Source organism: Streptomyces sp. (genome assembly GCF_036524955.1).
GTDB lineage: Bacteria > Actinomycetota > Actinomycetes > Streptomycetales > Streptomycetaceae > Actinacidiphila.
This window is the reverse complement of the sequence record NZ_DATDBG010000115.1, coordinates 1-13,059: the sequence shown is the minus strand read 5'-3', so window position 1 is coordinate 13,059 and position 13,059 is coordinate 1. Positions and strand designations below refer to the sequence as shown.

The window sequence follows — 13,059 nt, the reverse complement described above, 5'->3', positions numbered from 1 at the left end:
AGATCTGCCGGCCCCACGCCTTGCAGAACACGTAGTTGGTGCCCGCGTAGAGCGTGCCCGTGCTCGCCGTACTGGTCGGCGAACCGTAGACCGACGCGCTGGCGAAGGTGTCCACCCAGTACTGGCCGCTGCTCGGCGGCGGTGTGGTCGAGCCGCCGCCCGGACCGTACAGCCGGATGGCACCGTAGTAGTCACCGTGCGAGGACAGCGCCGACACCTGGACGTAGCCGCCGGAGTACGGTGCCTCGGCGATGTAGCCCTGGCCCAGGTAGACGGCCACGTGGTGGATGGTGGACGCCGTGCTCCCGAAGAACACCAGGTCGCCCGGGAGCAGCGGGCCTGTCCCGTCGCCACGGTAGAACCGGGCCACCGCCCGGGAGGAGGCCCATTGGGTTCTCGTCACACCGTTGATCACATCGGCGCCCACGGCGAGGTAGTACGCGTAGCGGACCATGCCGGAGCAGTCCAGGCCCCGCACATAGCAGTCGTTGGGCGCACCGTTGGACGGATCGCAGATTCCGTACGACAGGCCGGGCTGCGCGCCGTGGCCGCCGCCCCAGGAGTACGGGGTGCCGATCAGACCGCAGGCCGCGTTGACCGCCGCGTTGGCCTGCGGCGCGGCGCCCGAGGACAGGACCCCGCAGGCCGGAGCCGCGTGGGCCGGCTTGGCGCCGGGAAAGAAGACGAGGAGGGAGGCCAACAAGGCCAGGAGGGCGGCGAACCGCACGACGGGCAGGGCCCGGTGCGGTAATTCATCCACGCGGGTGGTCACAGAGGCGTCCTTGGCTCTCGTGCCGCAAGTGCAGCGGAGAAATGGGGGGATTTGATCGTTGATCGTGGTCATTCAAGCATGCGCGGGACCGGCGCCGGTATGGGGAGAAGCCACATGATCGACACCGCGTACATGGAGCGGGGCGACCGCCGGCGCACGGCTCGCACACGGCGGTTTTCGCGCGATGGGCCCGCCCGGTTCATGCGCGACCGGGAAGACTGAGCGACCGCTTAGTGTTGTGGCCCCCGAAGGATGGACAACCGGCTCCTACTGATGGGTAACCTACGACTCATGGCATTTGCAGCGGCCCGCGCGGCCATCGGGGACAGTGAGTTCGACCGGGACACCGCGGTCGTGGCGCGGCCGGGCGAGCCGGGCACGTACGACATCGACCTGTCGCCCGGGTGGGTCATCATCTCGGCGGTCAACGGCGGCTACCTGCTGGCCGTGCTCGGGCGGGCGCTGCGCGAGGCGCTGCCGCACCCCGATCCGATCACCATCACCGCGCACTACCTGACCGCCTCGCAGCCGGGGCCCGCCGTGATCAGGACGCAGACCGTACGGTCGGGGCGCACCATGTCCACGGGGCAGGCGTCCCTCTTTCAGACGGACGAACAGGGCGGCGAGGTCGAGCGGATCCGGGTCATCGCCGGATACGCGGACCTGGGCGCGCTCCCCGACGACGTACGGACCTCCGCCCGCCCGCCGCGCATGCCCTCGTACGAGGAGTGCGTCAGCACGGACGACGCGCCGCCACCCGCAACCGGCCCGATCCCCGGGTCCACCGCCATCCTCGACCGCCTCGACCTGCGGCTCGATCCGGCCACCGCCGGGTGGGCGGTCGGGGCCCCGTCCGGGGCCGGCGACATGCGCGGCTGGCTGGGCCTGGCGGACGGGCGCGACCACGACGCCCTCTCCCTGCTCCTCGCGGTGGACGCGCTACCCCCGACCGCCTTCGACCTCGGGCTCAAGGGCTGGACGCCCACCCTCGAACTCACCGTCCACATACGCTGCCGCCCGGCCCCCGGCCCGCTGCGGGTCGCCGTCACCACGCGGAACCTGGCCGGCGGGCTGCTGGAGGAGGACACGCAGGCCTGGGACTCGCACGACCGGCTCGTGGCACAGTCCCGGCAACTGGCACGAGCCCCTCGCGGGTAGCCGGGTCGGCGACCTCCGTCGTCGGGCGCGGTCGGCCGCCCCCCGGACGCCCGGCGGGCCGGTGGTTGCGGCGTGACGGCCGATGGGCCGGTAGCCGCCGGGTGCCGGGTGCCTGGCGGCTACCGGTGACCGGCGACCGGCGACCGGCAGCTGACCACCGAGGCCGCCGCGCGCCCGGGTACGACCGGTGACCGACGAACGGCGACCGACCACCGAGGCGGCGGCTGCCCGGCCGAAAGACGAGGTCAGGCACCCGGCAGTGACCCGCGCGCCCCTCCGTGGTCGGGTGCGCGGCCAACCGATCGTAGAATCGGGGGCATCATGGCCTACCTCGATCACGCCGCCACCACTCCCATGCTGCCGGAGGCGGTCCAGGCGATGACCGCCCACCTCTCGGTGACCGGGAACGCCTCCTCGCTGCACGCCGCGGGGCGGCGGGCCCGGCGCACCGTCGAGGAGTCGCGGGAGGAGCTGGCCGCCGCGCTCGGGGCGCGGCCGAGCGAGATCGTCTTCACCGGCGGCGGCACCGAGTCCGACAACCTCGCCGTCAAGGGGCTGTACTGGGCGCGGCGCGCGGCCGATCCGCGCCGCGTCCGTGTCCTCGCCAGCCCGGTGGAGCACCACGCCGTCCTGGACGCGGTCTACTGGCTGGCCGACCACGAGGGCGCCGTCGTGGAGTGGCTGGAGGTGGACCCCTTCGGCCGGGTGCACCCCGAGACGCTGCGGGCCGCCATCGCGCGCGACCCGGACGATGTCGCGCTGGTCACCGCGATGTGGGCGAACAACGAGGTCGGCACCGTGCTGCCGGTCCGTGAACTGGCCGAGGTCGCCGCGGAGTTCGGCGTTCCGATGCACTCCGACGCGGTGCAGGCGTTCGGCCAGGCCGAGGTGGACTTCGCGGGCAGCGGCCTGGACGCGATGACCGTGACCGGTCACAAGGTCGGGGGCCCGTACGGGGTCGGCGCGCTCGTGCTGCGGCGCGAGGACACACCCGTACCGCTGCTGCACGGCGGCGGCCAGGAGCGCAGCCGCTCCGGGACGCTGGACGTGCCCGCGATCGCGGCCTTCGCCACCGCGGGCGCGCTCGCGGCCCAGCGGCAGGCGGACTTCGCCCGGGAGGTGGGCATGCTGCGCGACACCCTCGTCAGCGGTGTCCTCAAGGCCGTGCCCGACGCGGTACTCAACGGCGACCCCTCCCCGGAGGGACGGCTCCCCGCCAACGCGCACTTCTCCTTCCCCGGCTGCGACGGCGACGCCCTCCTCCTCCTGCTGGACGCCCAGGGCATCGCCTGCTCCACCGGCTCCGCCTGCACCGCCGGCATCGCCCAGCCCAGCCACGTCCTGCTCGCCATGCACCAGGCCCCCGCCCTCGCCCGGGCCACCCTCCGCTTCTCCCTCGGCCACACCACCACGCCCGCCGACGTCGAAGCCCTCACCACGGCCATCGGCCCCGCGGTCGAGCGCGCCCGCGCGGCCGGCCAGATGTAGCCGCCGGCCCGGTGCCGTGCGGCGGGCCGCTCAGCCGCCCGCGTTCCGTCACTCCCCGACCGGGCACGTCCCGGGCCCCGCGGACCGGCGGCACCCTCGCGCCACCCGTCGTACGTCGGCCGGCACCACCTGCGCGGTCCGTATTACGGCACTACCAGCCCTACCGGCACCACAGCACCACCAGCACCATGTCCGTCAGCACACACGACATCCGTGAAGCGACAGGAAGGTGTCACCGATGAACCGTACCCACGCGTTACGACCAGCCGGCCCCGCCTCCCCCACACGTCGAAGGCGTGTCCTGGCCGCCGTGGTCACCCTCGTGGCAGGAGTGGCCTCGCTGCTCGCCCCGGCCGTGGCCCACGCCGCCGACGTGCAGATCACCCCCGCGGCCGGCGCCGTCACCGCGAGCACCAGCGACAGCAACGTGCCGGGCAACGTCGTGGACGACAACTACACGTCCCGCTGGTCGGGAGACGGCGACGGCGCGTGGCTCCAGCTCGACCTCGGGGCGACCGCCACCGTCACGCACATCAAGGTGGCCGTCTACAACGGCGACGCCCGCAAGAACGTCTTCCAGCTCCAGTACTGGAACGGCTCGTCCTGGTCCACCGTCTTCGACGGCCGGAGCAGCGGGACCACCACCGGCCTGGAATCGTTCAGCTTCACCGCGGTGCAGACCACCAAGGTCCGCTACGTCGGCCACGGCTACGTACTCAACGCCGGCGGCACCGGCACCTGGAACAGCCTCACCGAGGTCGAGGTCTGGGGCGCCGGGGGCGGGGGCGGCACCGCCCAGTACCCGGCGCAGGTCCTGGACCTCACCGACTGGAAGGAGACGCTGCCCACCGGCTCCTCCGGCAGCCCGACCGAGATCAAGCAGCCGCAGCTCGCCACGTACGCCGTCGACCCCTACTTCAGGGTCAACAGCGCGGGCGACGGCGTCCAGTTCCGCGCCCCCGTGAACGGCGTCACCACGTCGGGTTCCAGCTACCCGCGCTCCGAGCTGCGGGAGATGACCAGCAACGGCACGGCCAACGCGAGCTGGTCGGCCACCTCCGGCACGCACACGCTGGTGGTCACCGAGGCGTTCACCCACCTGCCCAAGGTCAAGCCGGACCTTGTCGGCGCGCAGATCCACGACGGGAGCGACGACATCACCGTCTTCCGGCTGGAGGGCACCAACCTCTACGTCACCGACGCCTACCACGGCAACACCCACTGGAAGCTGGCCACCAGCAGCTACCAGCTCGGCACCAGGTTCACCGCCAAGTACGTGGTCGGCGGCGGCCAGATCAAGGCGTACTACAACGGCACCCTGCTGGGCACCATCTCCTACTCCGGCTCCGGCAACTACTTCAAGGCCGGCGCCTACACCCAGGCCAACTGCTCCAACTCCTCCCCGTGCGACTCCACCAACTACGGGGAGACCCAGGTGTACGGCCTGACAGTCACCCACTCCTGACCCACGTATGAGGGGCCGCGGTCCGGCTCGACGCCGGGCCGCGGCCCCTTCAGGAATGCCGGCTCACTGCCCCGGTGCCTGGTCAGGTGCGTTCTCCGGGTGGTGGCAGGCGACCAGGTGGCCGTTGGCGAGCGGAGCCAGCGGGGGTTCCTGGGTCTTGCAGATCTCCGTCGCCTTCCAGCACCGGGTGTGGAAACGGCAGCCGCTCGGCGGGGAGATGGGCGAGGGGACGTCGCCGGTCAGCAGGATGCGCTCGCGCTGCTCGCGGCGCCTGGGGTCCGGCACCGGCACCGCGGAGAGCAGCGCGGTGGTGTACGGGTGGAAGGGCGCGGTGTAGAGGGACTCGCGGTCGGCGATCTCCACGAACTTGCCGAGGTACATCACCGCGATGCGGTCCGAGACGTGGCGGATCACCGAGAGGTCGTGGGCGATGATCACGTAGGTGAGGCCGAGCTCCTGCTGGAGGTCGTCGAGGAGGTTGACGACCTGCGCCTGGATGGAGACGTCCAGCGCCGAGACCGGCTCGTCGGCGACGACCAGCTTCGGCTTGAGGGCCAGCGCCCGCGCGATGCCGATGCGCTGCCGCTGGCCGCCGGAGAACTCGTGCGGGTAGCGGTTGTAGTGCTCGGGGTTGAGGCCCACCAGCTCCAGGAGGTTCTGCACCTCCTTCTTCACGCCGTGCTCGGTCTCCACCTTCTGCAGCTTGAACGGCGCCCCGACGATCGTGCCGATGGTGTGCCGCGGGTTCAGCGACGAGTACGGGTCCTGGAAGATCATCTGCACGTCGCGCCGCATCGGGCGCATCGCCCCGGTACTCAGGTGCGTGATGTCCCGGCCCTCGAACTCGATCGTCCCGCCGGTCGGCTCCAGCAGCCGGGTGATCAGCCGGCCCATGGTGGACTTGCCGGAGCCGGACTCGCCGACCACGCCGAGCGTCTCACCCGCCATGACCTCGAAGTCGATACCGTCCACCGCCTGCACGGCGCCGACCTGGCGGCGCAGCAAGCCCTTGGTGATCGGGAAGTGCTTGACCAGACCGGTCACCCTCAGCAGCGGCTCGCCCACCGGCGGCCGGGCCGCGGGCGTGCCGGCCGCGGTCTCGGGCCCGGACTCGGGCGCGCTCTTGTCGAGCGAGGTCTTCTCCGCCACGGCTTCGTCCTGGCCCTTCACAGCTTGGGTTCAATCTCTTCGGTCCAGATCCGGGACCGCTCGTCCTGCGCCAGATGACAGGCGACGAGATGGCCGGCCGCCACCTCGCGCAGCTCGGGGACGATCGTCTCGGAAGAGCCGCCGGTCAGCGCGGCGTACGGGCAGCGCGGGTGGAAGGCGCAGCCGGACGGCACGTTGATCAGGCTCGGCGGTGCGCCCTTGACCGGGTTGAGCCGCTCGGAGCGTTCCCGGTCCAGCCGCGGCATCGACCCCAGCAGGCCCCAGGTGTAGGGGTGCTGGGGCTCGGTGAACACCTTCGCGGCCGAGCCGTGTTCCACGCACCGGCCGGCGTACATCACCAGCAGGTCGTCGGCGACCTCGGCGACCACCCCGAGGTCGTGGGTGATCATGATGACCGCGGAGCCGAACTCCTTCTGCAGATCGCGGATCAGGTCCAGGATCTGCGCCTGCACGGTCACGTCGAGCGCGGTGGTCGGCTCGTCGGCGATCAGCAGCTCGGGGTTGTTGACCAGCGACATCGCGATCATCGCGCGCTGCCGCATACCGCCGGAGAACTGGTGCGGGTAGTCCCCGAAGCGCTTGCGCGGCTCGGGGATGCCGACCCGGTCCAGCATCTCCACGGCCCGCGCGGCGGCGACCTTCCTGGAGACCTTGTTGTGCACCCGGTACGCCTCGACGATCTGCGCGCCGACCGTGTAGTAGGGGTGCATCGCGGACAGCGGGTCCTGGAAGATCATCGCCATCTTCCGGCCGCGCAGCCGCCGTACCTGGTCGGGGTCGGCGGCGATCAGTTCGTCGCCGTCCAGCCAGACCTCGCCGGAGATCCGAGCCCGCGAGGTGCGGTGCAGGCCCATGATGCCCAGCGACGTCACGGACTTGCCGGAGCCGGACTCGCCGACGATGCCGAGGGTCTGGCCGCGCCGGAGGTCGAAGCTGATGCCGTCGACCGACTTGACCAGGCCGTCGTCGGTCTGGAAGTGGATCTTCAGGTCGCGCACGGAGAGGAACGGGTCCGCCGAGCGGGCCGGGTCCGCCGGCGCCACCGGAAGCGGTTCGGCGACGGCTGCGCGGACCGGCTTCCCGGTGGTCTCCTCGGGCGTGTTGTCGGCCGTGGTCACGAGAACCTCACCCTGGGATCGATGGCGGCGTACACGAGGTCCACCAGGAGATTGCAGAGGACGATGAAGAACGCGGCGACCAGCGTCACGCCCAGCACGATCGGCAGGTCGTTGTCCTGGATCCCGGAGACGGCGTAGGCCCCGATCCCCTTGAACGAGAAGACGTTCTCGGTGATGACCGCACCGCCGACGAGCAGTCCGAAGTCCATGCCGAAGATCGTGACGATCGGGGTCAGCGCGGCCCGCAGCGCGTGCTTGCCGACCACCTTCCGCTCCCGCAGGCCCTTGGCCCGGGCGGTGCGGATGTAGTCCTCACCCATCGTCTCCAGCATGCCGGCCCGGGTGAGCCGGGCGTACAGGGCCGAGTAGAGGAAGGCGAGCGAACACCAGGGCAGCAGGAGGTTCCACGCCCAGTCGGCGGGGTTCTGGGTGAACGGCACGTAGTTCACCCCGTCCTGCCACACCGGCCACTGGACGGTGAACAGGCTCAGCACCAGGATGCCGGTGAAGAAGATCGGCAGCGAGACGCCGGAGAGAGCCAGGCCCATCGACAGGCGGTCGAAGACGGAGCCCCGCTTGATGGCGGACAGCACACCGATCGCCACACCGCTGACGACCCAGATCACGGCGGCACCGATGGCCATCGAGAACGTGACCGGAATCCGGTCCTTGAGCTGCGGCCAGACCTCGACATGCGACTTGAAGGAGTACCCGAAGCACGGCGCGTTGCAGTGCGTCGCGTCGGGGCCGAACTTGTAGTCGGCGCCGACGAACAGCGCCTTCAGGAAGTGCCAGTACTGCTCGTAGAGCGGCAGGTCGAACCCGAGGTTCTTCTTGACCGCCAGGATGGATGCCGGGTTGGCGTCCTTGCCCACGTACTGGGTCGCCAACTGGTCCGTGGTCTGTCCGCCGAGACGGGGGACCAGGAAGAAGATCGCAAAAGTGACCGCGCTGACGACCAGCAGCAGGATCACCGCAGCGAACACGCGTCGAATGATGTACGCAGTCACAATCGTGCGGCCTTCGGGCCCGCCGGGCCGGGATCACCCGGCCCGGCGGGACACCGAAGCCTTCACCTGCCTTCCGCTTACTTGGAGGAGCTCATCAGCAGGTAGTCGTACATGCCCAGGTACGCCTGCGTGACCGTGACGTTCGTCGCGGACGGCGGACGGTAGAGCAGGTTCTTGCGCCACAGCAGCGGCACCACCGAGGCGTTCTCCATGACCATCTTGTCGATGTCGCCCCACGCCTTGGTGCGCGCGGCGGAGTCGGTGTTGGCGATGGCGTCCGACAGGGCCTTGTTGATGGCCGGGTCGTTCAGCTCACTCAGGTTGTTGCCACCCGAGGGCTTGATCGCGCTGCCGTCGAGGATCTGGTCGAGGAAGCCGTAGCCGGTCGGCCAGTCCGCACCCCAGGCCATCATCATCAGACCGAGCTTGTGCTCGTGCACGTAGCTCGGCACACCGACGTAGTTGGAGAAGTACTTGCCGGCCGGGAACGTCTTGATCTCGGCGTTGATGCCGACCTTCTTGAGCGACTGCTGGACCGCGGTGGCCGCGGCGACCTCGGACGGACGGTCGGTGCGGGCCGTCAGCGTGGTGCTGAAACCGTTCGGCTGACCGCACGCGGTGAGAGCGTCCTTGGCCTTGGCCACGTCACCCTTGTTGTCCGCGGACGGGTACAGGTCGAACTTGGTGAACCCGTTGACCGACGGCGGAAGCATCGTCGAGGCGATGTCGCCCTTGACCGCGCCACCGGCTGCTGCCTGGACCGAGGCCTTGTCGACCGCCCACTGCACGGCCTTGCGGCAGTCCGCGTTGTCGAACGGCTTCACGTTGACGTTCATCGCCAGGTACGAGGTCGCGCCGGCGATGGCGTTGTCGGAGTTCTTCTTGTTCTTCGCGCTGGTGAGGATCTTCGGCTGGGTCTGGGGCTGCACACCCGCGCCGGCGCCGTCGACCGTGGTGTTGTCCGCCAGCAGGTTGTTGTCGATGGTCAGCGGGTTGACCTTGAACTTCAGGACGTACTTGTCCGGCAGCGCGGGGCGGATCGGGTCGGTCGACTTGTCCCACTGCGGGTTGCGGACCAGCGTCGCGCCCGAGCCCTCGGTGTACGACTCGAACTTGTACGGGCCGGTGGAGACGATGTGCTGCACGTACGTGGCACCGGTGTCCTTCGCCTGCGGCACGGGGGCCGTCTGCGAGAACGTCGCCAGGTAGTCGAAGTCCGCGAAGGGCTTGCTGAGGTGGAAGACGATCGTCTGGTCGTCCGGGGTCTCGATGGACTTCAGCCCCTCGGGGGACTTGTCCTTGTACGGACCCTGGTACTTGTCGCCGCCCTCCAGGTACGCCTTGAAGTACGTCGGACCGTTGGCCATGACCTCGGGCGCGAAGTTGCTGCGCTCGACCGCGTACTTCACGTCCTTCGAGGTGACCGGGGTGCCGTCCTCGAACTTCACACCCGTGCGGAGCGTGTACGTCCAGGTCTTGGCGTCGGGGCTGGCCTTGCCGAGGCCCGTGGCGAGGTCCGGGACCAGCTGGAGGCCCTCGGTGCCCGCGGCGGGCTTGAAGGTCAGCAGGGTCCGGCCGTACAGGCGGGAGAAGTTCTGCACCCAGCCGTAGTACGTGTTGCCCGGGTCCAGGGAGTCCGGCACGTCGGACTCCTCCATCGTGACCGTCCCGCCCTGCTTGTCCGTCGCGTTGACGATCGAGGTGTTGGCCGCGTCGGTCCCCGCCGAGGCGCCGCTCGTCTTACCGCCGCCGCCGGTCTCGCTGCCCGAATCGCTGCTGCATGCGGATGCTCCCAAGGCGAGTGCCGTGGCAAGCGCCAGCGCTGCTGTCGCTTTTCTGCTGTTCATGCCGAGGAAAGCCCCCTCGTTCGGTGGATGGTACATGGATAGCCGCCTGCGCTGATGGCGCCGCTGGTCACTTGCTGCGGGGGTCGAGGGCGTCGCGCAGCCCGTCGCCCAGCAGGTTGAAGGCCAGGACCGTGATGAAGATGGCGAGGCCCGGTACGAACATGTACTGGGGGTCGGCCTGGAAGACATCGACGGCGCTGGTGAGCATGTTGCCCCAGGATGCCTGGGGTGGAGCGATACCGACCCCGAGGAAGCTGAGCGCCGCCTCGAAGAGGATGTTGGTCGGGATGAGCAGAGTCGAGTAGACGAGGATCGGCGCCACGAGGTTGGGCAGCAGTTCACGGAAGAGAATGAACGGACCGCGGGCACCCAGGCTCCGGGCCGCCTCCACGAACTCGCGTTCACGAAGGCTGAGAGTCTGGCCTCGGACGATCCGGCCCATGTAGGGCCAGTTGAAGAAACCGATCACGAAGATCAGCACGCAGATGCGCAGCGGCAGCCCTTCGAGGCCGAACGCCCCGTCCTGGAGCGACGCCGAGATCGAGATCGCGAACAGCAGCAGCGGGAAGGCCAGGAAGGTGTCCATCAGCCGGCTGATGACACTGTCCACCCAGCCGCCGTAGTAGCCGGCGACGATCCCGAGGACGGTGCCGATCACGTTGGAGAGGATCGTCGCGCCGGTGGCCACCACCAGCGAGATCCATGACCCTTCGATGGTGCGCGCCAGCAGGTCCCGGCCGAACTGGGGGTCCACACCCAGCGGGTGATCCGCGCTCATGCCGCCCCAGCCGCCCTTGGGGGCCAGGAGTTCGGGGTCCACCAGGTCCTGGTGGAAGGCGTTGGGGTCGAGGCCGAAGATGCTCTCGATGGGCTTGGCGAGGATCGCCAGCAGCACCAGCAGGATGACCACGACACCACCGGCCACCGCCACCTTGTCGCGCTTGAAGCGCATCCAGGCGATCTGACCGAGGGATCGCCCCTCGATCGTCTTCCGCCCCATCCCGCCGAGGATGGCTTCCGGCTGCGCCTCGGCCTGTCCGGAGGTGGTCTCAATCGGTGCGGTCATGGTGTAGCTGACCCCTCTCGCCGGCGGGTAACCGGCGCGCGCCCGCCGCTGTAGCGGCTTACTCATCTGTTGTGCCGTGTGGTGCGGCCGCGCTGTGCTTCCCAGTTGTGGTGCCCAGTGTGCTGCCTGATGCTGCTGATGGTGCATAGGACATACGTGCCCTCTGCCGGTGGATTCTTCTGCGCCTCGGCGATCACCCGCCAGCCCTCACAGCGAAGGGATGCGCAACTGTGATGTGGTGATTCTTCGTCCGTTACCGACGCGTACCTGATGGGTACTCAACGGTGATGAACGATCGGCTGCGCGCGGTGTGCGACCTGATGATGCCCGTTTCCCGGGAGATGGCCGGGCTGCACGCATACGACGGGCGGGTGCAGGATCTCTCCCCGTCCGGTGTACGCCGTGCGCTGGCCGCTCTGGAGGCCGCCCGCGCCTCGGGCCCGCTCGCGGACCCGCACGACGAGGCGCACCTGAGTGTCTTCGAGGAGTCCCTGCGGCTCCAGTACGGCGTCCTGGAACTGCACCGCCGCGACCCGTATCCCCATCTGTCCAACCTCGAACTGGCGGCGTACGACCGGGAGTACGCGCCGGGCCGGGACCGCGCGAAGGCCCGCCGGGAGCACCTGGCGCGGTGGCCGGACGCGATCGCGGGCTCGCTGGCCTCCCTGGACCAGGTGAGCGCTCCGGTCGCCGGGGCGCTGCTGGGCGCGGTACGGGGCCTGGCCGCGGACGTCGATCCGTCGGCCGGCCGCGAGGAGGCCGCGGCGCTCAAGGCGCATGCCCGGCTGGTCGACCGCATGGCGCACGCCGCGGAACACGGCGACCCCGATCCCCGGCTCGGCGGCGAGGCACTGGCCGCGCTGATGGGTGCTCAGGAGGGCATGCGGGTGGACCTGAGCGCGCTGGCGGACGCCGCGGACCGGGAACGCACCCGGCTCACCCGGTTGCTCACCGACTCCTGCCACGCCCTCGACCCGCACCGGACGGTGGACGACCTGATCCCGGCGCTGCTGGCCGACCACCCGGCCGCCGACGAGGTCATCCCGGAGGCCGCCCGCCTCACCGACGAGGTCATCGCCTTCACCGAGGCGCGCGGCCTCGTACCGTATCTGGACGGCGAGTGCCTGGTCGGCCCGGCGCCGCCGTCCCGCCGGTGGACGATGGCGATGATGACGTGGGCGGCGCCGGGCGAGCCCGACACGCCCTCCTGGTACCACGTCACCCCGCCGGAACCGGACTGGCCCGCCGAGGAACGCGAGGGCTGGCTGACCGTGTTCAGCCGTACGAGCCTGCCGTCGATCACCGTCCACGAGGTCGCGCCCGGCCACTTCGCCCACGGCCGCGCCCTGCGCCGCACCTCCGGCGAGGTCCGCCGCACCCTGCACAGCCTCGCCTTCACCGAGGGCTGGGCCCACTACGTCGAAGAGGTCTGCCTCGAAGAGGGCTTCCGCGCCCGCGACCCCCGCTTCGCCATCGGCGTCGCCCTGGAGGCCCTGGTCCGCGTCACCCGTCTGACCTGCGCGATCGGCATGCACACCGGCGCGATGTCCTTGGAGGACGCGACGGAACTCTTCATCCGCGACGCCCACCTCGCCCGCCCGGGCGCCGTCTCCGAAGCCCGCCGCGGCACCTTCGACGCGGGCTACGGCCGCTACACCTGGGGCAAACTCGAAATCCTCCGCCTCCGCGAACGGGCCCGCCGGGAGTGGGGCAGGGACTTCTCCCTCCCGCGCTTCCACGCGGCCCTGCTGCGTCTGGGAAGCCCCCCACTGGGCCTGATGGGCGCGGCGCTCGACGGCTGGCGCGCGTCAGGAGGGTCCGCCCGTCAAGGGCGGCGTGCGGAGCGGGTGCATCGCGAGGCGCCGGACCGGTCTCGTTAGCGGGCCTGCCCGGTCGATGCGGCAACAGCCCTAGTACCGGGCCGGCCCCCAGGCCGGCCCGCCGCCGTAGGCCACACCGTCGAAG

10 protein-coding genes are annotated in these 13,059 nt (G+C 70.3%); 4 read left to right on the top strand and 6 right to left on the bottom strand.

Going from position 1 to position 13,059, the window contains the following annotated elements:
- On the bottom strand, window positions 1–772 hold a 772-nt coding region (locus VIW71_RS09715; RefSeq protein WP_331621668.1), incomplete at its 3' end, for a C40 family peptidase.
- Window positions 773–1,063: 291 nt separating this feature from the next.
- On the opposite strand from VIW71_RS09715, the gene VIW71_RS09710 reads away from it, so the two are divergent.
- From VIW71_RS09710 to VIW71_RS09700, 3 genes are all read left to right on the top strand, one after another.
- Window positions 1,064–1,930 (top strand): thioesterase family protein, encoded by an 867-nt coding sequence (locus VIW71_RS09710; RefSeq protein WP_331621666.1) that lies wholly within the window; start codon window positions 1,064–1,066, stop codon window positions 1,928–1,930.
- A 321-nt stretch (window positions 1,931–2,251) separates the two neighbouring features.
- Window positions 2,252–3,418 carry a cysteine desulfurase family protein gene (locus VIW71_RS09705; RefSeq protein WP_331621665.1) on the top strand — a complete coding sequence of 389 codons (1,167 nt, stop codon included), beginning with the start codon at window positions 2,252–2,254 and terminating at the stop codon, window positions 3,416–3,418.
- 238 nt (window positions 3,419–3,656) lie between these two features.
- A complete protein-coding gene (locus VIW71_RS09700; protein ID WP_331621664.1) occupies window positions 3,657–4,883 on the top strand; it encodes a polysaccharide lyase family 7 protein in 1,227 nt (408 codons plus the stop codon).
- 63 nt (window positions 4,884–4,946) lie between these two features.
- On the opposite strand, the gene VIW71_RS09695 is transcribed toward VIW71_RS09700, so the two are convergent.
- The 5 genes from VIW71_RS09695 to VIW71_RS09675 form a co-directional block, all read right to left on the bottom strand.
- The gene (locus VIW71_RS09695; protein ID WP_331621663.1) at window positions 4,947–6,032 is read right to left on the bottom strand and encodes an ABC transporter ATP-binding protein; all 1,086 of its coding nucleotides are present in this window, start codon (window positions 6,030–6,032) and stop codon (window positions 4,947–4,949) included.
- 17 nt (window positions 6,033–6,049) lie between these two features.
- A complete protein-coding gene (locus tag VIW71_RS09690) occupies window positions 6,050–7,171 on the bottom strand; it encodes an ABC transporter ATP-binding protein (RefSeq protein ID WP_414720711.1) in 1,122 nt (373 codons plus the stop codon).
- Entirely contained in the window at window positions 7,168–8,181 is a 1,014-nt protein-coding gene (locus VIW71_RS09685; protein WP_331621662.1) for an ABC transporter permease, read from the bottom strand. Before VIW71_RS09685 ends, VIW71_RS09690 begins: the two co-directional genes overlap by 4 nt.
- 77 nt (window positions 8,182–8,258) lie before the next feature.
- On the bottom strand, window positions 8,259–10,028 hold the full coding sequence (locus VIW71_RS09680; protein WP_331621661.1) for an ABC transporter substrate-binding protein: 1,770 nt from the start codon (window positions 10,026–10,028) through the stop codon (window positions 8,259–8,261).
- A 67-nt stretch (window positions 10,029–10,095) separates the two neighbouring features.
- On the bottom strand, window positions 10,096–11,094 hold the full coding sequence (locus tag VIW71_RS09675; RefSeq protein WP_331621660.1) for an ABC transporter permease: 999 nt from the start codon (window positions 11,092–11,094) through the stop codon (window positions 10,096–10,098).
- Between the two features lie 287 nt (window positions 11,095–11,381).
- Between VIW71_RS09675 and VIW71_RS09670 the strand changes: the two genes are divergently transcribed.
- Window positions 11,382–12,974 carry a DUF885 family protein gene (locus VIW71_RS09670; protein ID WP_331621658.1) on the top strand — a complete coding sequence of 531 codons (1,593 nt, stop codon included), beginning with the start codon at window positions 11,382–11,384 and terminating at the stop codon, window positions 12,972–12,974.
- Window positions 12,975–13,059 lie beyond the last annotated feature (85 nt).

Excerpts from the sequence above, each read along its gene's own strand:
- VIW71_RS09710 (WP_331621666.1), top strand. The coding sequence starts at position 1,064 with ATGGCATTTGCAGCGGCCCGCGCGGCCATCGGGGACAGTGAGTTCGAC.
- VIW71_RS09705 (WP_331621665.1), top strand. The coding sequence starts at position 2,252 with ATGGCCTACCTCGATCACGCCGCCACCACTCCCATGCTGCCGGAGGCG.
- VIW71_RS09700 (WP_331621664.1), top strand. The coding sequence starts at position 3,657 with ATGAACCGTACCCACGCGTTACGACCAGCCGGCCCCGCCTCCCCCACA.
- VIW71_RS09680 (WP_331621661.1), bottom strand. The coding sequence starts at position 10,028 with ATGAACAGCAGAAAAGCGACAGCAGCGCTGGCGCTTGCCACGGCACTC.
- VIW71_RS09675 (WP_331621660.1), bottom strand. The coding sequence starts at position 11,094 with ATGACCGCACCGATTGAGACCACCTCCGGACAGGCCGAGGCGCAGCCG.
- VIW71_RS09670 (WP_331621658.1), top strand. The coding sequence starts at position 11,382 with ATGAACGATCGGCTGCGCGCGGTGTGCGACCTGATGATGCCCGTTTCC.